This is a genomic window from Streptomyces pseudoechinosporeus (assembly GCF_054783935.1).
This window is the reverse complement of the sequence record NZ_BAAGPS010000035.1, coordinates 109,948-130,467: the sequence shown is the minus strand read 5'-3', so window position 1 is coordinate 130,467 and position 20,520 is coordinate 109,948. Positions and strand designations below refer to the sequence as shown.

General features: G+C 70.0%; 18 protein-coding genes, 1 tRNA gene and 1 other RNA gene. 10 read left to right on the top strand and 10 right to left on the bottom strand.

Annotated elements, in window-relative coordinates; genetic code table 11:
- Positions 1-177 precede the first annotated feature (177 nt).
- From ACYVO6_RS31690 to ACYVO6_RS31680, 3 genes are all read right to left on the bottom strand, one after another.
- Positions 178-474 (bottom strand): type II toxin-antitoxin system VapB family antitoxin, encoded by a 297-nt coding sequence (locus ACYVO6_RS31690; RefSeq protein WP_003999914.1) that lies wholly within the window; start codon positions 472-474, stop codon positions 178-180.
- Positions 475-662: 188 nt separating this feature from the next.
- On the bottom strand, positions 663-1,514 hold the full coding sequence (locus tag ACYVO6_RS31685) for a maleylpyruvate isomerase family mycothiol-dependent enzyme (protein WP_461067167.1): 852 nt from the start codon (positions 1,512-1,514) through the stop codon (positions 663-665).
- Between the two features lie 84 nt (positions 1,515-1,598).
- Positions 1,599-2,336, bottom strand: coding sequence for a siderophore-interacting protein (locus ACYVO6_RS31680; protein ID WP_461067165.1), 738 nt, complete (start codon positions 2,334-2,336; stop codon positions 1,599-1,601).
- 72 nt (positions 2,337-2,408) lie between these two features.
- On the opposite strand from ACYVO6_RS31680, the gene ACYVO6_RS31675 reads away from it, so the two are divergent.
- The 7 genes from ACYVO6_RS31675 (at position 2,409) to grpE (ending at position 10,993) form a co-directional block, all read left to right on the top strand.
- Complete coding sequence (locus ACYVO6_RS31675) at positions 2,409-4,514, top strand: penicillin acylase family protein (protein ID WP_461067163.1); 2,106 nt, start codon at positions 2,409-2,411, stop codon at positions 4,512-4,514.
- Positions 4,504-5,115 carry a GNAT family N-acetyltransferase gene (locus ACYVO6_RS31670; protein ID WP_461067161.1) on the top strand — a complete coding sequence of 204 codons (612 nt, stop codon included), beginning with the start codon at positions 4,504-4,506 and terminating at the stop codon, positions 5,113-5,115. Before ACYVO6_RS31675 ends, ACYVO6_RS31670 begins: the two co-directional genes overlap by 11 nt.
- A 46-nt stretch (positions 5,116-5,161) precedes the next feature.
- On the top strand, positions 5,162-5,653 hold the full coding sequence (locus ACYVO6_RS31665) for a cupin domain-containing protein (RefSeq protein ID WP_461067159.1): 492 nt from the start codon (positions 5,162-5,164) through the stop codon (positions 5,651-5,653).
- Positions 5,650-6,429 (top strand): SDR family NAD(P)-dependent oxidoreductase, encoded by a 780-nt coding sequence (locus ACYVO6_RS31660; protein WP_461067157.1) that lies wholly within the window; start codon positions 5,650-5,652, stop codon positions 6,427-6,429. The genes ACYVO6_RS31665 and ACYVO6_RS31660 overlap by 4 nt, the downstream gene beginning before the upstream one ends.
- 127 nt (positions 6,430-6,556) lie before the next feature.
- Positions 6,557-8,413 carry a copper resistance CopC/CopD family protein gene (locus tag ACYVO6_RS31655; protein ID WP_461067414.1) on the top strand — a complete coding sequence of 619 codons (1,857 nt, stop codon included), beginning with the start codon at positions 6,557-6,559 and terminating at the stop codon, positions 8,411-8,413.
- Between the two features lie 253 nt (positions 8,414-8,666).
- A complete protein-coding gene (gene dnaK / locus ACYVO6_RS31650; RefSeq protein WP_461067155.1) occupies positions 8,667-10,520 on the top strand; it encodes a molecular chaperone DnaK in 1,854 nt (617 codons plus the stop codon).
- Between the two features lie 2 nt (positions 10,521-10,522).
- A complete protein-coding gene (grpE, locus tag ACYVO6_RS31645) occupies positions 10,523-10,993 on the top strand; it encodes a nucleotide exchange factor GrpE (RefSeq protein ID WP_461067153.1) in 471 nt (156 codons plus the stop codon).
- On the opposite strand, the gene ACYVO6_RS31640 is transcribed toward grpE, so the two are convergent.
- Positions 10,909-11,424: a hypothetical protein gene (locus tag ACYVO6_RS31640; RefSeq protein WP_461067151.1), complete on the bottom strand. Its 516-nt coding sequence runs from the start codon at positions 11,422-11,424 to the stop codon at positions 10,909-10,911. The genes grpE and ACYVO6_RS31640 overlap by 85 nt on opposite strands.
- A 72-nt stretch (positions 11,425-11,496) precedes the next feature.
- Positions 11,497-12,129, bottom strand: coding sequence for a TetR/AcrR family transcriptional regulator (locus ACYVO6_RS31635; RefSeq protein WP_461067149.1), 633 nt, complete (start codon positions 12,127-12,129; stop codon positions 11,497-11,499).
- A 285-nt stretch (positions 12,130-12,414) separates the two neighbouring features.
- Here ACYVO6_RS31635 and ACYVO6_RS31630 point away from each other — a divergent pair, with 285 nt between their 5' ends.
- Together ACYVO6_RS31630 and ACYVO6_RS31625 are read left to right on the top strand one after the other, a co-directional pair.
- The gene (locus tag ACYVO6_RS31630) at positions 12,415-13,812 is read left to right on the top strand and encodes an MFS transporter (protein WP_461067147.1); all 1,398 of its coding nucleotides are present in this window, start codon (positions 12,415-12,417) and stop codon (positions 13,810-13,812) included.
- The gene (locus tag ACYVO6_RS31625; protein ID WP_461067145.1) at positions 13,809-15,032 is read left to right on the top strand and encodes an FAD-dependent monooxygenase; all 1,224 of its coding nucleotides are present in this window, start codon (positions 13,809-13,811) and stop codon (positions 15,030-15,032) included. Before ACYVO6_RS31630 ends, ACYVO6_RS31625 begins: the two co-directional genes overlap by 4 nt.
- Positions 15,033-15,280: 248 nt before the next feature.
- On the opposite strand, the gene ACYVO6_RS31620 is transcribed toward ACYVO6_RS31625, so the two are convergent.
- Positions 15,281-17,584 (bottom strand): DNA polymerase III subunit gamma and tau, encoded by a 2,304-nt coding sequence (locus ACYVO6_RS31620; RefSeq protein WP_461067143.1) that lies wholly within the window; start codon positions 17,582-17,584, stop codon positions 15,281-15,283.
- Positions 17,585-17,678: 94 nt separating this feature from the next.
- Positions 17,679-17,777, bottom strand: an RNA gene (ffs, locus tag ACYVO6_RS31615) — signal recognition particle sRNA small type.
- A gap of 71 nt (positions 17,778-17,848) precedes the next feature.
- Between ffs and ACYVO6_RS31610 the strand changes: the two genes are divergently transcribed.
- Positions 17,849-17,936, top strand: a tRNA-Ser gene (locus ACYVO6_RS31610).
- A 141-nt stretch (positions 17,937-18,077) separates the two neighbouring features.
- Here ACYVO6_RS31610 and ACYVO6_RS31605 read toward each other — a convergent pair.
- From ACYVO6_RS31605 to ACYVO6_RS31595, 3 genes are all read right to left on the bottom strand, one after another.
- Complete coding sequence (locus tag ACYVO6_RS31605) at positions 18,078-18,578, bottom strand: DUF5990 family protein (protein WP_181661049.1); 501 nt, start codon at positions 18,576-18,578, stop codon at positions 18,078-18,080.
- Between the two features lie 176 nt (positions 18,579-18,754).
- Complete coding sequence (locus tag ACYVO6_RS31600; protein WP_461067141.1) at positions 18,755-19,606, bottom strand: alpha/beta fold hydrolase; 852 nt, start codon at positions 19,604-19,606, stop codon at positions 18,755-18,757.
- Between the two features lie 50 nt (positions 19,607-19,656).
- Positions 19,657-20,475 carry an oxidoreductase gene (locus ACYVO6_RS31595; RefSeq protein ID WP_461067139.1) on the bottom strand — a complete coding sequence of 273 codons (819 nt, stop codon included), beginning with the start codon at positions 20,473-20,475 and terminating at the stop codon, positions 19,657-19,659.
- Between the last annotated feature and the right edge of the window lie 45 nt (positions 20,476-20,520).

The window sequence follows — 20,520 nt, the reverse complement described above, 5'->3', positions numbered from 1 at the left end:
CTCAGTCCAACCCGAAAGGCCCAACGGGGAGTCGGCGCCTCTAGGCGGACTTGCGAAGTCCGGGTGCGGTACGCGCCCCTTCAGGGGCGCGGGGCTGTGTCAATCTGCGGCTCCGCCGCGCGGGCGCGACCAGCCACGACGGACCCGCAGCTTCTAACCGCATTTCCAGCGGAGCGTCTAGTCCAGTTCGAGGACGCGGGCGTGCAGCACCTGGCGCTGCTGGAGCGCGGCGCGGACGGCTCTGTGCAGGCCGTCCTCCAGGTACAGATCGCCCTGCCACTTCACGACATGCGCGAAGAGGTCGCCGTAGAACGTCGAGTCCTCGGCGAGCAGCGTTTCCAGGTCGAGCTGGCCCTTGGTCGTCACCAGCTGATCGAGGCGGACCGGGCGCGGCGCGACATCCGCCCACTGCCGGGTGCTTTCCCGGCCGTGGTCGGGGTACGGCCGGCCGTTTCCGATGCGCTTGAAGATCACACGGAAAGCCTACCGGTCATGACCTTCCGGGCGCAGCCAAGGCGCGGTAGTGGAGCGTGGAAATCACGCCGCAAAGCAGCACGAAAAGGTAATTCCGCGAGGTCGGCTTGGTGTGTTCCTACCGAGCAGGTCCCGGACAAACCGAAAAAACGCCGCGTACCGCACGAGGGAGACAGCGGCTGCCGGTGTTACGCCACCACCGCGAGGAGTGTGGTCGCGGCCATGGTCAGGGGCTCGTCCCCCGCCAGTACGGAACGGCGGCGGGCCTCGTCGGGAAGGATTCCCCGGGTGGCCAGTCGCCACAGGGTGTCCTGGTCCGTTGTCACCCGCGCCGCGGCCTCCTCACCGGAAACGCCGGGCGCGTCGGACGCGCCGGGAAGCCAGCGGTCGGCGCCCCGGGACGCCCACCAGGTGCCGCCCGCGGGGCCGGTGACATCGAACCGCACGGTCGTTCCCCGCGGCCGGTCCACGGTGCGGAGCGTGTGCGGCAGGGCGCGCATGAACGTGTCGATCACTGGGCCGAGCAGCTCCGGCTCGTCGGCGCCGGGGCGGTCGACGGCGTCGCGGATCTGCTGCTGGTGCACCCAGAACTCCGTGTACTCACGGGCTATGTCCAGCCAGGTGGGACTGGGCTCGTCCGTGGAGGCCCACGACACATCGACGACGGCGGGGGCGTCGAGCCGGGCGCCGGCCCAGACCTCGTCGAGCTGCGGGCCGAGGTGCGCGAGCAACTCGGCCATCAGGCGCGGGCTGCACTGGCGGGTCGCCTCGACAAAGACGCCGTTCACGCGCGCCAGGTACGCGGGCAGCGTCTCGTCGTCGGCGAACACCGCACCGCCCCACCCGTCCCGGACGCTCGAGATGCGGCGCATGTAGTCGTTGAGGACATGGCCGACCACGTCGTGCACGTCCCACCCCGGGCAGACCGTCGGCCGCCCCCAGTCCCCGGGCTCCAACGAGCCGAGCAGATCGAGCAGGGCTCGCCGCTCACGCACGAACAGGGGACGGGTGTCGATGGCAGGTCCGAACGAGCTCGTCATACGGAGACGCTAAGCGCTCCGCCACCGGAGTTCCCCTGCTTATCCGAGGCCTTACCGAAGCCCGAGCCCTTCGCCGCCTTACGCTCACCCTTCCCGCCAGTACCCCAAGGCGTGCACCCGCTGCTTGGGCACCGACAGCTCCTTGCGGACGTAAGCGGCGAGTGAGCGTGTCGTTGCCGTGTCCGAGGCGATCCAGACGTACGTCTCGGCCGGGTCCCGGTCCTTGAGGAGGTCGGGCAGGGACGCGCGTACCTGGGAGACGAGTTCGGCGCCGGAGCCCAGCCGCGGCACCGTGCGCAGGTCGTGGCGGGAGGGGTCCAGGCGCATCGGAAGGCCGTCCAGGGAGTCGTACGGCATCTCGAACCACACCGTGGCGGGGGCCGAACCCACCGCGTCCATAAGGGAGTTGAGCGCGGGCAGCGACGCCGGGTCGCCGATCGCGAAGACGTGCGAGGGCGCGGGCTCGGGCCATTGGAAGCCCGTGCCCTGGAGCGTCGCCTCGATGGTGTCCCCGGGCTTCGCCGCCCGCGCCCAGTCACTGGCGCACCCCTCGTGGAGTGCGAACTCAAGGCTGAAGGTGCCCGCCGCCGGATCCGGGTCGACGAGCGTGTAGGCGCGCTGGTGCGGCTTGCCCGCGTTGTCGAACCACAGCCGCACCCACATCGTCGGGTGGACGCCGGTCGCGGCGAGCATCCCGCCGTCGGTGAGGTGGAGCCGGCGGTAGTGCTCGGTGACCTGCTCGGCTCCCGTGACCGTGAACACGAAGTCCTTGCCCCGGAACAGCTTGAGGACCGCGCCCTCCCAGCCGTGACCCTGCGCCATGTCGTCCACCCCTCCGTACGACTCCGACTGGTCGTAGTTAGGGTAGCCTAACCTAAAAACTGTGGAGGACCTGTGGACGCCGGAGAGCGCCTGAGCCCGGGAACGTATCGCGACCCCTGGGGGATCCCCCACCTGCGCGCGGACAGCGCACGCGAACTCGCCTTCGCGCAGGGCCGCAACGCCGCCGTCGACCGCGCTTGGCAGCTCGAGGTCGAGCGGCACCGGGCGCAGGGCACCTCGGCCGCGTTCCTCGGCGCCGACGCCCTCCCCTGGGACCGGTTCGCGAGACAGGCCCGGCTCGACGACACCGCGAGACGCTGTTTCGCGGCCCTGGAGAGACGTGACCCCGCGACGGCTGCCTGGGTCCGGGCGTACGTCGACGGGGTCAACGAGGGCCTGGCCGAAGGGGCGTCCCGCACCCCGGAGTTCACGGCGCCCGGCCTCGCGCCCGGCCGCTGGGAACCGTGGAGCCCGCTGGGTGTCTGGCTCGCCGTCCACATCCTGTTCGCCGGATTCCCCGCCAAGCTGTGGCGGGAGGAGGTCGGGCGCCGGCTGGGGGCGGAGGCGGTAGGGCTGTTCGCGGCGGACGGGCCCGGTACGTCCGGCAGCAACGGGTGGCTGGTGACGGGCGAGCACACCGTCGACGGCCGGCCGGTCCTCGCGGGCGATCCCCACCGGTTCATCGAAGCGCCCGGCATCTATCAGCAAGTCCATCTGTCCTGCCCGGAGTTCGATGTGGTCGGGCTCGCGGTGCCGGGCGTTCCGGGTATCGCGCATTTCGGGCATACGGGCACGGTGGCGTGGGCGATCACCAATGCGATGGCCGACTATCAGGACCTGTACCGGGAGCGGCTGCGCAGGTCCGGGGAACGGGTGGAGGCGCTCGGTCCGGACGGGGAGTGGCGGACCGCGTACCGGCACGTGGAGACGGTCGAGGTGGCGGGCGGTGACACCGTCGAGGCCGAGGTCGTGGAGACCGAGCGCGGGCCCGTCATCATCGGCGGCTCCGAAAGCGACACCGACAGCGAGGGGCCCGTCAGCCTCCGTTACCCGCCGCGCGTCACCGAGGACCTCGGCTTCAGTACGCTCCTCCCCCTGCTCCGGGCTCGCCAAGTCGCCGACGTGGACCGGGCGTTCGACGACTGGGCCGAGCCCGTGAATGTCGTGCTGGCCGCCGACACCGAGGGCGGACTGCTGTACCGGGTGGCCGGCCGCGTGCCACTCAGGGACGAGCAGAACGGGATCCGGATCGTCCCCGCCTGGGAGCCCGGCCATGAGTGGCGCGGCTGGTACGCCCCCATGCCGCGCGGCACGTTCGACGACGGCATCGCCGTGATGGCGAACCAGCGCGGCCCCGCGACGCCGCTCGGTGTCGAGTTCGCCGCCCCGCACCGGGCGGCGCGTCTGCGCCACCTCCTCGAGGAGAGGAAGGACTGGTCGGTCGCGGACATGGGCGCCCTCCACATGGACACCCATCTCGCCTCCGCCAAGGCCCTGTTGGACCACCTCACCGCCCTCGACGACCTCACCCCCGATGGAGCCGCCCTCCGCGACCGGCTCCTGCGCTGGGACCTCCACATGGAGTCCGACAGCACGGAGGCGGCGACATACGCGGCCGTGCGCAGCGCCGTCGTACGACGCCTCGCCGCGCACCCGGCCCTGGCCTCCCTGGCCGGACCCCCGTCCTGCCCGGAGGTCTTCCGCCCTTGGCTCGCCCTCGTCCCGCGCATCGGCTACGCCCTCGAAAACCTCCTCACCGCACGGGAGTTGTACGGCATCGACCGCACCGAAGTCGTACGGGCGGCCGTGGAAGAAGTCGCCGCGGACGCCCCGCAGGGCACCTGGGGTGACACTCACCGCCTGGACGCGTGGCGCGCACTTCCGCCGAGCGAGTCGGCAGCGTACGACGGCGGACCCGCGCTCTCCGGCGATCACGACTGCGTGCTGTGCACCTCCTCAGTCCCCGGCATCACCGACCGTGCGGCCCGTGGTCCCGCCGCCCGCTACGTATGGGACGTCGACTGCCGTGAGAACAGCCGCTGGGCCGTCCCGTTCGGCGCCTCGGGTGTTCCGGGTTCACCGCACGAGCGTGACCAACTCCCCTTGTGGCTCACGGGAGATCTGGCCCCGGTGATCACCGACTTCGCTCAGCTGACCAAGGAGAACGATGACGACTGAGGCGTACGGGCATGGCCGCCGGCCCGTTCATGAGCAGACCGTGGACGGACTGGGCTCGGTGCGCGTGCTGCGGGTGGAGCCGAAGGCCGACCTCGACGTGATCCATGGCTGGGTGACCGCGGAACGGGCGCGGTTCTGGGGGATGGGCGGGTTCAGCAAGGAGCAGGTGCTTCAGACGTACGAGCTGCTGGACTCGCTCGATACGCATCATGCGTTTCTGGCGGTTCTGGACGGTGTGCCGGCGGCGCTCTTCCAGACGTACGAGCCGACGGCCGACCGGGTCAGTGAGTGCTACGAGGTCGAGCCGGGGGACATCGGCGTTCACCTGCTGATAGCTCCCGCTCGTGATGGTGGTGGTGATCGGGCGGGGTACTCCTCCGGCCTCATCAGCGCTTTCGTCGCGTATGTGCTGCGCGGGCTTGGGCGGAGGCGGGTGGTGGTCGAGCCCGATGCTCGCAATGTGAAGGCGATCGAGCGGCTTATTCGGCAGGGATTCGAGGTCGGGCCCGAGGTTGTGCTGCCTGAGGTTGATCTGCCGGAGGTGTACTTGCCGGAGAAGCGGGCTCAGCTTGCTTTTCTCCTATTGGGGGAGGGCTTCTGAGCGTTGGAGGCTGCGGGGCCTGCGCCCCTTAGGGCATGGTCGGGGGATGGCCAGTGACATCACTCCCGAAGATCTTGTCGCTCACTTTCAGCTGGAGCCGATCCCCAAGGAGGGCGGGCGGTTCCGGCAGACCTGGGCCGGGCCCGAGCGGGGGGACGGGCGGCCCGAGGGGACCGCGATCGTTGTGCTGTTGACCTCGGAGCCGGGGGATTTCTCGGCGCTGCACCGGCTTCCCACCGACGAGGTGTGGCACTTCTATCTCGGTGATCCGCTGGAGATGCTGCTGCTCGACCCCGACGGTACGTCCCGCACCGTCGTGCTCGGTCCCGATGTGCTCGGCGGGCAGTACGTCCAGTTCACCGTGCCCGCGGGGACCTGGATGGGCGCGCGGGTGGTGGCGGGCGGCGCCTGGTCGTTCTTCGGGTGCACGATGGCGCCCGGGTTCACCTACGGCGGGTACGAGCACGGGGACGCGGCCGAGCTGGCCGCGCGGTACCCGGCGGAGGCGGTGCGGATCGCCGCGCTGAGCCGGCCGTGAGCGGGCTGCTCGACGGTCAGGTGGCGCTGGTGACCGGGGCCTCGGGCGGCATCGGGCGGGGCATCGCGCTGCGGTTCGCCGAGGCGGGGGCGGCGGTGGCCGTTCACTACCGCAGGGACGCGGAAGGGGCCCGCGAGGTGGTCGGGCTCATCGAGGACTCGGGCGGCAGCGCGGTCGCCCTGCACGCCGAGCTGACCGTCGAGACCGAGTGCCGGCGTCTGGTGCGCGAGGCGGCGGACTGGGGCGGCGGCACCCTGACGGCACTGGTCGACAACGCGGGCGTACAGCCGGTCCAGGAACTGCCCGGCATGTCCGTGGCCGACTGGCGGGCGGTGGTCGACGCGAACCTGTCGAGCGTGTTCGCGTGCACGCAGGCCGCGGTGGAGGTGATGCGGGAGGGTGACAAGGGGGAGCGGAGCGGCGGGAGCATCACCCACATCGCCTCCATCGAGGCCACGCACCCCGCCCCGCTGCACGCCCACTACTCCGCGTCCAAGGCGGCCGTCGTGATGCACGCACGGTCGGCGGCCCTGGAGTACGGTCCGTACGGGATCCGCGTCAACACCGTCTCACCAGGCTTGATCGACCGCGAAGGCCTCGCGGAGGCCTGGCCGGACGGCGTACGGCGCTGGCAACAGGCCGTCCCCACCGGCCGGTTGGGCCGCCCGGAGGACGTCGGCGACGCCTGTGTGTTCCTCGCCTCCCCGATGGCCTCGTGGATCACGGGACACGACCTGGTCGTGGACGGCGGGGTGTCGGCGCGACCGACGTGGTGAGGGCGGGCGGGGGCGCGCGGGCACGGTGTTGAGCGAGCTGCTGCGTACATCCGTATCCCCAGCCGGGGCCGGATACGCAGGCCAGGGGAAAGGGAGAGGAAGAGGCAACGTGGGCGGAATACCGCGGATGGCGGCGCCGCGCCGGGCGGTGGCCCTCGTCCTGATGCTGGGCACGCTGTTCCTGCTGGGCGGTGCCACCACCGCGTCCGCGCACTCCTCCGTGCGCGACACCGACCCCCGCGAGGGCACCGTCCTCAAGACCGCCCCGAAGCAGGTCACCATGACCTTCACCGAGTCGGTCGGTATCTCCGACGACTCGATCCGGGTCCTCAGCCCCGACAACCGGCGCATGAACGCGGGTCCCGCCGAGCACGTCGGCCGCTCCGACACCGTGCGCGTACGACTCCAGGACGATCTGCCGGACGGTACGTTCACCGTGGCCTGGCGGGTGGTCTCGGCGGACAGCCACCCCATCTCGGGCGCGTTCACGTTCTCCATCGGCGCACCCTCCGAGACCACCGCGAACGCCTCCGCCGAGCCCGCCGTGAACCCCGCCTCCGGTCTGCTCTACGACATGGCCCGGTACGCCGCGTACACCGCCGTGGCGCTGCTCATCGGCGCGGCCACCTTCGTCCTCGCCTGCCGCCCGCCCGCCGTCGCCCCCCTCCGGAAACTCTTCCGCATCGCCTGGTGGACCCTGCTCCTGTCCACGGTCGCGCTGCTGTTCCTGCGCGGCCCGTACGCCCGCGGCACCGGCCCCGCCACCCTCTTCGACCTCTCCCTCCTCCAGGACACGCTGAGCGGCAGGCCGGGGTGGGCGCTGCTGGCGAGGCTGGTGCTGGTGGGGGTGGCGGGGGTCTTCCTCGTACGACTACTGGGTGCACGTGAGCCACGGGTGGACGAGCGGCCGAAGCCCGCACTCCTCGTCTCGGGCGGGCTGCTCGCCGTGGCGCTGACGGTCACCTGGGCCGCCGCCGAGCACGCGTCCGCGGGGATCCAGGTTCCCGTGGCGATCGTCTCCTCCGTACTGCATCTGCTGGCGATGGCGGTCTGGATGGGCGGCCTCGCGGCGCTGCTCACCACGCTTCGCCGTGCCGAGACCCCGCCGTCGGCGGCGTCGGTGGCCCGTTTCTCGCGGCTCGCGTTCGCTTCGGTGGTGGTCCTGGTAGTCACGGGTGTCTACCAGTCCTGGCGGGGGCTCGGCTCCTGGGAGGCGCTCACCGGTACGTCGTACGGGCGGCTCCTGGTCGCCAAGGTGTGCGCGGTGGTGCTGCTGTTGGGGGCGGCGGCGTATTCGCGTCGCTGGACGGCGGGGCTGCTCGCGGCGGAAGAGCCGGTGCGGGTGCGGGAGTTGGAGGCTGTGGGGGCGCGTACGGGGGGTGGGGGCGCGGGTGCCTCGGCAGGGGCGGCGTCCGATCCTGATGCCCCGAATGGCGATGGGCCGGGGGATTCCGATGGATCTGACGGGCCTGCCGACCCCAGCGAGACCCCGCCCCCTCACCAGGCCCTGCGCCGTTCCGTGCTGGCCGAAGTCGTCGTGGGTGTCGTGGTGTTGTTGCTCACGACGGTTCTCACCGGCACTCAGCCGGGCCGGGCCGCCACCGAGACCCCGGCCGCGCCGACGGCGCCGGCCGGTCAGCCCCCGACCTCGATGACCCTGATCCCCTTCGACGTCGGCACCCCGAACGGCAAGGGCAAGGTCCAGATCGTCCTGGAGCCCGGCCGCGTCAACGAGAACACGGTCCAGGCGCTCGTCATAGGCCCTGACGGAGGCGTCGCCACGGTCCCCGAACTCCGCCTCACCTTCACCCTGGCCGCCGAGAAGATCGGCCCCATCGACGCCGAACTCACCGACCAGGGCGGCTACTGGGGCACCAACTCCCTCAACCTCCCTCTCCCCGGCACCTGGACCATGAACGTCACGGTCCGCACCTCGGACATCGACCAGGTGACGGTGTCGAGGAAGGTACAGATCTCGCCCTGAGCGGTTCGCGCCGCCGACGCTCTGGGTTCGCGCCCCCGCGCCCCTTTAGGGGCGCGGGGCTGTATCAATATGCGGCTCCGCCGCGATGGGGGTCCCCCCGCTCGAGCGAAGCCGAGAGTGGGGGAGCGACCAGCCACGACGCACCCGCAGCCTCCCGCTGAGCGCCCGGCTAACCTTGACAAGGGAAAGCTCAAGTTTTATCACAGCTATTGAGGCATGTAAGGCCCATTTACAGGGTAAAGAGGAGGGAGAGATGGCCCGCTCGGTCGGTATCGACCTCGGCACGACGAACTCGGTGGTCTCGGTCCTCGAGGGCGGCGAGCCCACCGTCATCACGAACACGGAGGGCGCCAGGACGACACCGTCGGTCGTGGCGTTCGCCAAGAACAACGAGGTGCTGGTCGGCGAGATCGCCAAGCGCCAGGCGGTGACGAACGTCGAGCGCACCGCGCGGTCCGTCAAGCGGCACATGGGGGACCATGCGTGGCGTTTCCCCGACAAGGGGAGCATCGGCGGGAAGCGCTACACCGCGCAGGAGGTCTCCGCGCGTGTCCTGCAGAAGCTCAAGCGCGACGCCGAGGCGTACCTGGGCGAGGACGTGACGGACGCGGTGATCACCGTGCCCGCGTACTTCGACGACTCCCAACGTCAGGCGACCAAGGAAGCCGGTGAGATCGCCGGTCTCAACGTCCTGCGGATCATCAACGAGCCGACGGCCGCGGCCCTCGCGTACGGACTGGACAAGGAGAACGACCAGACGGTTCTGGTCTTCGACCTCGGTGGCGGCACGTTCGACGTGTCGCTGCTCGAGATGGGCGAGGGCGTCATCGAGGTGAAGGCCACCAATGGTGACACGCATCTCGGTGGTGACGACTGGGACCAGCGGATCGTCGACCACCTGGTCAAGCAGTTCAAGAACGCGTACGGCGTGGACCTGTCCAAGGACAAGATGGCCGTGCAGCGGCTGCGCGAGGCGGCGGAGAAGGCGAAGATCGAGCTGTCCAGCTCGTCGGAGACCAACATCAACCTGCCGTACATCACGGCCTCGGCGGAGGGTCCGCTGCACCTGGACGAGAAGCTGACGCGCGCCCAGTTCGAGCAGCTGACAAGTGATCTGCTCGACCGCTGCAAGGGGCCCTTCCACCAGGCGGTCAAGGACGCCGGGATCAAGCTGTCCGACGTCAACCACGTGATTCTGGTGGGCGGTTCGACCCGGATGCCCGCGGTGACCGAGCTGGTCAAGCGGCTGACCGGCAAGGAACCGCACAAGGGCGTCAACCCGGACGAGGTGGTGGCCGTCGGCGCCTCCCTCCAGGCGGGTGTGCTCAAGGGCGAGGTCAAGGACGTACTGCTGCTGGATGTCACACCGCTGTCCCTCGGTATCGAGACCAAGGGCGGCATCATGACCAAGCTCATCGAGCGCAACACGACGATCCCGACGCGTCGTTCGGAGATCTTCACGACCGCGGAGGACAACCAGCCGTCCGTGACCGTGCAGGTCTTCCAGGGCGAGCGGGAGATCGCGGCGTACAACAAGAAGCTCGGCATGTTCGAGCTGACGGGCATCGCGCCCGCCCCGCGCGGTGTCCCGCAGATCGAGGTCGCCTTCGACATCGACGCCAACGGAATCATGCACGTCTCCGCGAAGGACCTCGGTACGGGCAAGGAGCAGAAGATGACCGTCACCGGCGGCTCCGCGCTGCCGAAGGACGACATCGACCGCATGGTCCGCGAGGCCGAGCAGCACGCGGAGGAGGACCGCAGGCGCCGCGAGGCCGCCGAGACCCGTAACCAGGCGGAGCAGCTCGTCTACCAGACGGAGCGGCTCATCAAGGACAACGAGGAGAAGATCCCGGCCGATGCGCGGAGCGAGACCGAGGCCGCGCTCGCGGACCTGAAGGAGAAGCTCAAGGGCGAGGACACCGCGGGCATCCGGCAGTCGATGGAGAAGGCGGCGACGGCCGCCCAGAAGATCGGTACCGCGATGTACGAGCAGTCGCGCGCTGCCGGTGAGCAGGCCGGAGCGAGCGGAGACGACGAGGTGGTGGACGCCGAGATCGTCGACGACGACAGCTCCCGGACGGGCGACAGCTCACGGGCAGGCTGACGATGACCCGGACCCGGCCGCAGCACGAGGAGCTGGAGCGCCTGCTGGAGGAGCGGACCGCCGACCTCCAGGGGGTGAAGGCCGAGTACGACAACTATCGCAAGCGGGTACGCAGGGACCGGTTGGCCGTACGGCAGATCGCGGCGGCCAACGTCCTGCGTGCCCTCCTGCCCGTACTGGACGCCGTCGACCGCACGCGCAGGTACGAGCCCCTGACGCCCGGCCTGAAGGACATCGCCGAGACGCTGGAGACCCAACTCGGTTCGCTGGGCCTCGAGTCCTTCGGGGAGGAGGGCGAACCCTTCGATCCCACGCGGCACGAAGCGGCCCGGCACCACATCTCCCCGGACGCGACCGGCCTGACCTGCACGGAGATCCTCCGGCCCGGCTACCGCGTCGGCGACCGGCTGCTGCGGCCCGCCTTTGTGGAGGTGACGGGGCCTGTCGCGAGGGCGGGGAATCCTGAACGGTGACCTGGGGTGTGGGGCTTCGCCGGTGCCTGGCCCGGTGAAGCCGCTGTCGGGGCCGCTCCTGGCTGATTCGTAGGGTGCTCGTCCCGGCGCTGTCGGATCGCCTTGGCGACAGGTTCGGGGTCGGGTACGGAGACGGCGAGGCGGGCGTAGGGCGCGGAGGGCCGGAGGTCTACGAGGACGACGGGACTGTTCGCGCGTACCGCGACGTAGTCCCGGCCCTGCGCGTGCTGCCACTCGCCCAGGCAGTAGCGGCCGGGGCTCCACCGGCCGTGGCGCCGCCTGCCATGCAGCGCCCGCCACCAGTCCTGTTCGATCCGTACGTCCTTGACGGCTGTCAGCGGTACCCGGACCTCTTGGCGCAGGGCGAGGAGCCTCTCCCGTCCGGTCGGGCGGACCACGACGTCCTCTCCGGCGACAACCAGCCGAGCCATCGAAGTCACCTCCTCCGACAGCTTGCGTCTGCCTCCGAGTCCATTGTCGAACTCTTTCGTGCTGCCCCAGCCCTACATGGTTCGGTATGCCCGGAGAAAGGTCCGCACTCCCTCGACGACGAGTGGCCGGACGCGGGTGTCCTCCGCGGCATTCGCGGAACCGAGCCTGTCCAGCGCGACGCCGAAGGTCAGCGCGAGGAACTGGTCGGCCGCGAGTCGGGGGTCGGGGACGTCGAGCAGCCCGGCCGCGGCGAAGGCGGCGAACCGCTCGGCAATTGCCTCGTCGGGGGTGTCGGCCAGGGGGTTTTCACCCCGGTGCGGCAGGTGGCCGGATTCCGCCCGGACCAGTCGTTGCAGCGTTGCGTACTCCGCCGAGCCGAGCATGTCGGTCGCGATGCGCATCGAGAACGTGACCAGGGCGTCCTCGAGGTCGGCGGCCTCGGTGAGGTCGGTGAGGGTGTCGTCGAGGGTGCGCCGGATCGTGGTGATCAGTGACTGGCCGACGGCGTCGACGACTGCTTGCAGCAGCGTCTGCTTGTCGCCGAAGTAGTCGTAGACCGTCCGCTTGGACACCTCGGCCCGGGCGGCGATCGCGTCGACGCTGGTCCGGTCGAAGCCGTCGGCGAGGAACAGTTCCCGGGCCGCCGAGAGGATGGCGGCCCGCTTACGCGTGGACCCCTCGCGCAGTGTCTTCGTGGTCGGCATGGGCATATCTTAGCCGTCCTACACTGCACGGTGTAGTGTAGTGTCTGGCTCATGGCGCGTGCCGCACTCGTACACAGGCTCCGCCCGGCGGAGCCGTGCATGCGCCACCTCGGGTACCGCTTCCCCGGGTTCACCCCGGGGGACGACCTCGGACCTGTCCACAAAGCACCACGCACACTGCGCCCCGCGTGAATGGCCGCCGTGTCCGCGCCGGGCCCGGCAAGGCGGCAGCGCTATGCGTACGGCAGACCCCTTACTCGCCCGGCAACGACGGAAAGGACGTCCATGACCGCAACTCTGGCTCCCCCGGTCCGCATCGGGAAGGCCGCTGTCTGGGCCCTCGGCCTGCTGGCAGTCTCCACCGGTGCCTTGGAGTCGGTGGTGGCGCCGACGCTCCCGCTCCTGCAACGCGAGCTGGATATGAGTCGAGCCGAAGGGGGGTTACTCAGCATCGTGCTCGCCATCACCGGCGCGCTCGTCACACCGCTCGCAGGCAAGCTCGGCGACCGCTACGGCGGAAAACGAGTCCTGATCAGGCTGATGGCGGTGGTCTCTGCCGGTGGCCTGGTGTCAGCGCTGGCGCCGAACCTGCCCGTGCTGCTGCTCGGCCAGGTGCTGCAGGGGGCGATGATAGGCGCACTGCCCCTGTCGTTCATCGTGGTGCGCAAACACCTCCCCGCGGGAGAGTCGAAGGTGGCCATCGGGCTGGTCAGCGGGATGTTCGTGGGGGGCTCGATGGTGGGACTGCTGTCGGCCGGGCCCGTGGCGGAAGCGCTCTCCCGACACTGGATGTTCGCGGTGCCGACGTTCGCGGTCATTGGGTTCACCCTGCTGGTGAACAGGCTGATGCCGTCTGATCCGCCGGGCCGGTCGGACGATGCCGGGATCGACTGGCCGGGCATGCTTCTCTTGAGCGGGATACTGGTCACGCTCATGCTCGTGTTCGCGATGGCGCCCGAGGCCGGCTCGCAGCCTCTCGTGCTCGGCGCCCTCATCGTGGTTCTGGCCGCCTTCGTGACCGGATGGGTAGCCGTTGAACGTCGTGCGGCCGCGCCGATGATCGATCTGCGCATGCTGGCACGGCCTGTGATATGGAAGTCGTGTGTGCTGACGTTCGTGATATGCCTCGGCACCGCGATGGGGGTCTTTCTCGTTCCGCAGCTGCTCGACGTGTCCGGCGACGGGTACGGTTTCGGGGCCAGCGCCACCGAGATCGGCTTCATCCTTCTGCCCGGCGCCGTGGTCGCGACGCTGGCCGGGCCGGCCGGTGGGCTCGGGGAGCAGCGTTTCGGCTCGCGTGCCGTGGTTGCTGCCGCGGTCGTCATCATGGCCACCGCTCTGCTCGCCCTGTCAGCCGCACACACCGAGGTCTGGCACATCGTCGTCGGCAAGGCGCTGATCGCGCTTGCCAACGGCCTGTGCGTTACGGCCATGGTGACCAGCATCGCTTCTTCCGTCGCTGAAAGTGACACCGGCATCGCCACCAGCCTGATCCTGGTGACTCGCGTGTTGGGCTCCGCCGTGGGCGGGATGCTCGGTGGCGTGCTCCTCACCTCGGGGACCCCTTCTGGGTCGGATGTCCCGGCCGATTCGGCCTTCGTCACGGGCTTCCTCATCGCCGGCGTCGTCGCGGTGCTGGCCCTGCCTGTCGTCCGTACCATGAGCAAAGGAGTCAAGGAATGACCCGCACTGATCAGTTGACGGATATCCGTAGCACGCCGGGGCGCAAGGTACTGATATCCGGGGCCAGCATCGCGGGTCCCGCCCTCGCGTTCTGGCTGAACCGCTACGGCTACGCGGTCACGGTGGTGGAGAAGGCGGGCACGCTTCGTAGCGGTGGTTACCCCATCGACGTGCGCGGCACCGCACTCGAGGTCGTCCGGAGGATGGGAATCCTGCCGCGACTGCAGGACGCGCACATCGACCTGCGCCGGCTGACCTTCCTCGACGGGGACGGCAGCGAGGTGGCCTCGGTCAACCCGCACACCGTCACCGGCGGTGTCGCGGGACGGGACCTGGAGGTGCGGCGCGGGGATCTGACCGGCGCTCTCTACGCGGCGGTCCGTGACGACGTGGAGTTCTTGTTCAACGACTCCATCGACACCCTCGACCAGTCCGGCCACGGGGTCGACGTCACCTTCCGCGGGGGCAGCAGGCGTACGTTCGACATGGTGGTCGGTGCGGACGGTCTGCACTCACGTACCCGCGAGTTCCTGTTCGGCCCCGAAGAGCAGTTCCACCGGTACCTCGGCTACTGCTTCGCCGTGTTCACCATGCGCAACACCTTCGGGCTCTCCCACGAGACCATGATGTGGAACACCCCGGGCAGAGCCGCGGCACTCTACGCCGTGGGGGACGACGACGAAGTGCACGCCTTCCTGAACTTCGCCCACCCGGAACCGCCGTTCGACGCGTTCCGGAACCCGGAAGCCCAACGGGACCTGGTCGCCGCGGTCTTCGCCGACGCGGGATGGGAGGTCCCGGGCATGCTTGCCGCCATGCGCGACGCGGACGACCTGTTCTTCGACGGGGTCAGCCAGATCCGTATGCCCCGCTGGTCCAGCGGCAGGGTCGCGCTGGTGGGCGACGCCGCGTACGCGCCCTCGTTCCTGACCGGACAGGGCTCCAGCCTCGCGCTCGTCGGTGCGTACATGCTCGCCGGTTCCCTGGCCGACCGGGACCACGCCGCGGGCTTCGCCGCCTACGAGCACAACACCCGTGAGTTTGTGACCGTGAACCAGGAACAGGTCGGCGAGGGCGACGCCACACTCTTCCCCACCACCGCCCGGGCCCTGGAGCAGCGCAACGACATGCTGCTCAAACTCAGCACCATGCCCCCCTCCACGGAGGGGCGACCGGCCCACTCGGCTCTCACCCTGCCTGAATTCATGCCCATGACGTAACTCCAGGCACGCGCACCGATGACGGGCGCCACCAGCGGCCCGCGCTTCAACTCCCGCTCCAGCCGCGCCCGTTCCTGCTTCTCCTGCTCTCCGGGCGTCAGCTCGCCCCCTTGCGCGTATCGCATGATCCCCTCGTACCGCAGGGATCAAGGAACGTCACTGGGTCGCGGACATCACGAGTTCAACCTGAGTAGGTGAGCGCCTTGCAGCCCACTGGCCCATGACAGGCAGGTCCACCCCTCGTGGGCTTACTGCTCGTTCGAGAACTCCTCCACCACCGTTGCCCCCAGCTCCCGCACGATCAGCTCGTGCCCCGACAACGCCGACTCGTCGAGGTCGGGATCGTCGTCCTCCGGTACGTCGTCCTCCGGAGAGACGGGCGGTGGCTCCGGAGCCGAGGGGCGCGATGCCGGCGGAGGTGTCGGTGTGGGGGCCGGGGCAGGGCCGGCCGGAGCCTGGTGGGCGCTGGGCCCGGGCGCCGGGGTGGCGGGTTGCTGTGGCGCGGAGGGCCTGGACGCGGGCGGAGGGGCGGTGCTTCCGGAGCCGTAGCCACCGCCGCCGATGCCGGGCCCAGCCGATGGTGGGGGCGCAGCCGAACCGCCTGACGTATCGACGATCGCCTCGATCTTCCACTGCACGCGGAACTCGTCGGCCAGCGCCTGGCGCAGTACATCCTCACTGCCGCTGCTCAAGAAGTTGTCGCGCGCCCCCGCGTTGACGAAGCCGAGCTGGAGCGTCGTACCGTCGAAACCCGTGATCTGCGCGTTCTGACTGAGCAGGATCCACGTGAATCGGCGCCGGTTCTTCACCGCGTCAAGGATGTTCGGCCACAGCATGCGGGGGTCGGGCCCACCGCTCGCGGGAACGGCCGGAGTGGAAGGAGGGGGCGGGCCGGCAGCCGCCGGAGCAGTGGGAGGCGAGGACGCGGCCGGAGTCCGCCCCCCGCCCGCGGGCGCCGCCGTAGGCCACCCACCGGGGCGGCGACCGCTGCCCGCAGCCGTCGCGGTGGGCCAGGCGCCGGGCGCTTCCCCGGCGGCAGGAGCGGGCGAAGATGCGGGCGGCGATGTGGCCGGGGGAGCGCCCGTCGGCGCCTGGGAGGGCGGCGGCTGCTGCTCAGAGGACGGTGTGACGGGCGCAGCCGGAGGCTGGACGGCGGCTGCCTGAGCCTGCCCGGCGAAGCCTGTCTCCTGCGCCCCCCCAGCCGCCCCACCAGCACCGGAGCCCGAAGCTCCGGCCCCCCGCACCGCCGCCCGAGCCGCCTCTGCCCCGCTCCCCTGCGGAGCAGAAGGCACCGCCGCCGAGCCGCCCTGCGCACCCCCGTGAACCGCACCCCCATGCACCTCGGGCCCAGGCACGTACCCCATGGCAGGCCCGGCCCCCGCCCCCGCGAAGTTGACCCCCCGCTCCAACCGGTCGAGCCGAGCCATGACGGACCGCTCATCGCCGTACGCAGCGGGCAGCAGCACCCGAGCGCAGATCAACTCGAGCTGAAGCCGGGGCGCGGTGGCCCCCCTCATCTCCGTAAGCCCGTCATTGACGATGTCGGCGGCCCGGCTCAGCTCGGCCGCGCCGAAGACCCCGGCCTGGGCCTGCATCCGCTCCACGACATCGGCGGGCGCATCGATGAGCCCCTTCTCGGCGGCATCCGGCACCGCAGCCAGAATCACCAGGTCCCTGAGCCGCTCCAGCAGATCGGCGACGAACCGCCGCGGATCGTTACCCCCCTCGATCACCCGGTCCACGACCTCGAAGGCAGCGGCCCCGTCCCCCGCCGCGAAGGCCTCGACGACGGAGTCGAGCAACGACCCGTCCGTATAGCCCAGCAGCGAGGTCGCCATGGCATACGTCACACCGTCCGCACCGACCGCGGCCAGCAGCTGATCCATGACGGACATGGAGTCACGTACGGACCCGGCACCGGCCCGTACGACAAGCGGGAGCACCCCGTCCTCGACGGGAATGCCCTCACGCCCGCAGACCTCGCCCAGATACTCCCTCAGGGTCCCCGGCGGCACGAGCCGGAACGGGTAGTGGTGCGTCCGCGACCGGATGGTCCCGATGACCTTCTCGGGCTCGGTCGTGGCGAAGATGAACTTGAGGTGCTCCGGCGGCTCCTCGACCACCTTCAGCAGGGCGTTGAAGCCCGCCGAGGTGACCATGTGCGCCTCGTCGATGATGTAGATCTTGTACCGACTGCTGGCCGGCCCGAAGAAGGCCTTCTCCCGCAGGTCACGGGCATCGTCCACACCGCCGTGCGAGGCGGCGTCGATCTCGATGACGTCAATGGACCCCGGCCCGTTCCTCGCCAGGTCCCGGCAGGACTGGCACTCCCCGCAGGGCGTGGGCGTCGGCCCCTGCTCGCAGTTCAGACAGCGGGCCAGGATGCGCGCACTGGTCGTCTTTCCGCACCCGCGCGGCCCGCTGAACAGGTACGCGTGATTGACCCGGTTGTTCCGCAGCGCCTGCTGCAGCGGGTCAGTGACATGCTCCTGCCCGATGACCTCGGCGAACGACTCCGGGCGATAACGGCGGTACAGCGCGAGAGACGACACGCATACGAGGTTATAGGCGCCCACTGACAACCCGGACCGCCCGCGGGACAACCCCTGTGGCCAGGCCCGTACGGACCCCATGGATCCCCCTCGGAACGCAAGCGCCCCCCACGCACCCGCCAGAGCCAACCTACCCTTGCTGCCTTCCGGCCCTGGGGGAGTTCAGTCAGATAGCGCCGCGTGAGGGGCTCCGCACAGGATACAGGATCTGACCGGCACGAACGAGTTCGCGACCACTCCCCGACGTCCTGTAATGTTTCCGGCGGAGGATTCGCCTAGAGGCCTAGGGCGCACGCTTGGAAAGCGTGTTGGGGGCAACCCCTCACGAGTTCGAATCTCGTATCCTCCGCCAGTGCCTCACCGGGCACGATGTCGAAGGGCCCCACCGTTCGCGGTGGGGCCCTTCGTCGTGCGTGGTCTCAGTTTTGGTCTCAGTTGCTGTGATTGGACCGGGGTGGACTTCGGCGAACAGTGATCTGGTTCACCGTGACGTTCACTCGTTCTCGGCGGGTTCGGCGGATTCCGCGGTCCAGGCGATGCGCGGTGGCACGACACTTGCGCACAGGGGCCCGCCACGCATGTCAGTCAGTCCGAGGCGGCCTACCAGCAGACCGGTGAGTGCAGCGGCGTCGAGTACGTCGGCGGGCACGGCGTCGAGCATCAGCTTGGCGCGGCGGAACATCGTAAAAGTGCCGGAGTCATCGACGGTTCCCCACGACAGGTAGACGAACCGAGCTCCTGGGCGTCCCTGAACGTAAGGTCCTTTCACGTCGGTGCCGCCAGGTGAGGCCGCCGTGGTGCACGCCAGGGTCCAGGTCGCCGAGGCAGCGTCGCCAGGCTTGGGGTCAAGGAGTTCAGCCGGACGGTCGCGGCGTTGCACGGCGACGTGGATGTTGCGGTACGCCGGAACGTCGTCGCGTGCGAATGCTCCGGGTGGGCAGGTGAGCCCGGGAAGGTCGACAGCGTCGATGCGGATGCGCATGTCGGCCATCATCCGCGCGGGGCGCTGCTTGGCCCAGCTCTCCGTGTGGTGCGGCGGTGGGGACATCTCCGACGGCAAGCCTGTACCTGGGTAAGTGCCTGGCACTCAACTGCACGATGACTCTCCTCGGTGCGGGAGGCGTCCCGACTTTGTCGTGCCTCCTGGGGGGCCGGTGTCCGTGTGAACGGTCAGTCGGCGAGGAAGGCGCTCACCTGGCCGGCGAAGTCCTCGGCGTGTTGGAAGAGGAAGGCGTGCCCGGCGTCGCTGTAGGCGACGAGGGTGGCGTCGGGGACGTACTGGACGGCGGTGTAGGACGCCAGGGCGGGGATCATCGCGTCCTTGATGCCGGTGGCGTACAGAACGGGCTGCCGGATGGTTGCCAGGTCCGCTCGCACCTGCTCGAAGGGGATCGACGCGTCCTTGCCGATCGCGGCGATCTGGCCCATGGCCGCGGCCTCGGACACGTCGGGGCGTCCGGTGGCCAGCCGGGTGGCCACCCTGGCGAGGTGTTCGTACCCGGCGGCGCGGCCAGTGTCCGTCTCGGGGAAGAACAGGAACACCAGGTCGTCCCCGGTGTTCTCGGGCTTGGTCATGGTGGCCCGCACCTTCGGGTCCGGGTCGGGCGCGCCGGGCACCTGCCCGCCCGGGTTGGCGGCCGCCACGACCAGCTTGCGCACCAGGTCGGGCCGAAGGCGGGCGATGTGCTGGGCGACGGTGCCGCCCAGCGTCCAGCCGAGCAGGTCCACCTGGGGCAGACGGAGAGCCTCGATGAACTCGACGGTGCCGTCGGCTAGCCCCTCGACGGAGTCGCGCGGGGTGCCGGTGGTGTAGCCGGTGCCGACGTTGTCGAACACGATCACGTCATGGCTGGCGGCGAGGTGGTCCAGGAACTCCGGGTCCCACCAGTCGAGGGTGCCCCGGACCCGGTTCAGCAGGACCAGCGGGACACCGCCCCGCGGGCCGATGCGCCGGTAGGTGAACGTCGCGGAGGGTCCTTCCACGGTGAGGTCCTCGGCCGCGTCTGCAATGTATGTGCTCATGGCGGGGTTCGCTTTCCTGTCGATGTGTCGTGGAGGTCTTCTGGGAGTCGTCAGGCGGGCAGGTGGTTGAGCTTGCGCAGCTGCTGGTCGAACATGCGGGAGGGGACCATGCGGCGCATGGTGCGGACGCGTCCGGTCATGGCGCCGGCGGTGTAGCGCAGCTTGGGCTTGGCGTCGGTGGCCGCCGCGACGATCTCCTTGGCGACGACGGCGGGGTCGTCGCCGCCCTTGACCGCGCCGGCCATGTACTCCTCGAAGGCGAGCCGCCGCTTGGCGTAGACGTCCAGGGGCTGGTCGGGCCGCACGCTGGCCGCCTCGATCGCGGTGTTGGTCCAGGCGGGTTCGACGAGCAAGGACCGTACGCCGTACTCGCGTACCTCGTGGTCGACGGACTCCGAGTAGCCCTCGACGGCGTGCTTGGAGGCGGCGTAGACCGCCATGTAGGGCTGCGGGATGAACCCGACGATGGACGAGATGTTGATGATCCGTCCGCTGCGCTGGGCGCGCATGTGCGGCAGGACGGCGTTCGTCATGCGGATGACGCCGAAGACGTTGATGTCGAAGAGGCCCTGCGCCTGCGCGGCGGAGCTTTCCTCGGCGGCGCCCGCCGAGCCGATACCCGCGTTGTTGACCAGGACGTCGATCCGCCCGAACCGGTCGATCACCTCGCCGACCGCAGCGGTCACCGAATCGTCGCTGGTCACGTCCAGGTCGAGGAAGCTCACGCCCTTCACAGGGGTGACGTGCACGGTGTTGCGGCTGGTGCCGACCACGTCGTAGCCCGCCGCGGCCAGCGCGAGCGCGGCTGCCTTTCCGATGCCGGAGGACGCACCCGTGATGAGGGCTACCGGTCGTGTCGTCGTTGCCATTTCGGACTCCTGACTCAGGGGATCGCGTGTGTCTTGCCGTGGAAG

Excerpts from the sequence above, each read along its gene's own strand:
- grpE (WP_461067153.1), top strand. The coding sequence starts at position 10,523 with ATGACCCGGACCCGGCCGCAGCACGAGGAGCTGGAGCGCCTGCTGGAG.
- ACYVO6_RS31595 (WP_461067139.1), bottom strand. The coding sequence starts at position 20,475 with ATGGCAACGACGACACGACCGGTAGCCCTCATCACGGGTGCGTCCTCC.
- ACYVO6_RS31625 (WP_461067145.1), top strand. The coding sequence starts at position 13,809 with ATGACCCGCACTGATCAGTTGACGGATATCCGTAGCACGCCGGGGCGC.
- ACYVO6_RS31605 (WP_181661049.1), bottom strand. The coding sequence starts at position 18,578 with ATGATGGCCGACATGCGCATCCGCATCGACGCTGTCGACCTTCCCGGG.
- ACYVO6_RS31665 (WP_461067159.1), top strand. The coding sequence starts at position 5,162 with ATGGCCAGTGACATCACTCCCGAAGATCTTGTCGCTCACTTTCAGCTG.
- ACYVO6_RS31630 (WP_461067147.1), top strand. The coding sequence starts at position 12,415 with ATGACCGCAACTCTGGCTCCCCCGGTCCGCATCGGGAAGGCCGCTGTC.
- ACYVO6_RS31600 (WP_461067141.1), bottom strand. The coding sequence starts at position 19,606 with ATGAGCACATACATTGCAGACGCGGCCGAGGACCTCACCGTGGAAGGA.
- ACYVO6_RS31685 (WP_461067167.1), bottom strand. The coding sequence starts at position 1,514 with ATGACGAGCTCGTTCGGACCTGCCATCGACACCCGTCCCCTGTTCGTG.
- ACYVO6_RS31635 (WP_461067149.1), bottom strand. The coding sequence starts at position 12,129 with ATGCCGACCACGAAGACACTGCGCGAGGGGTCCACGCGTAAGCGGGCC.
- ACYVO6_RS31680 (WP_461067165.1), bottom strand. The coding sequence starts at position 2,336 with ATGGCGCAGGGTCACGGCTGGGAGGGCGCGGTCCTCAAGCTGTTCCGG.
- ACYVO6_RS31655 (WP_461067414.1), top strand. The coding sequence starts at position 6,557 with ATGGCGGCGCCGCGCCGGGCGGTGGCCCTCGTCCTGATGCTGGGCACG.
- ACYVO6_RS31640 (WP_461067151.1), bottom strand. The coding sequence starts at position 11,424 with ATGGCTCGGCTGGTTGTCGCCGGAGAGGACGTCGTGGTCCGCCCGACC.
- dnaK (WP_461067155.1), top strand. The coding sequence starts at position 8,667 with ATGGCCCGCTCGGTCGGTATCGACCTCGGCACGACGAACTCGGTGGTC.
- ACYVO6_RS31670 (WP_461067161.1), top strand. The coding sequence starts at position 4,504 with ATGACGACTGAGGCGTACGGGCATGGCCGCCGGCCCGTTCATGAGCAG.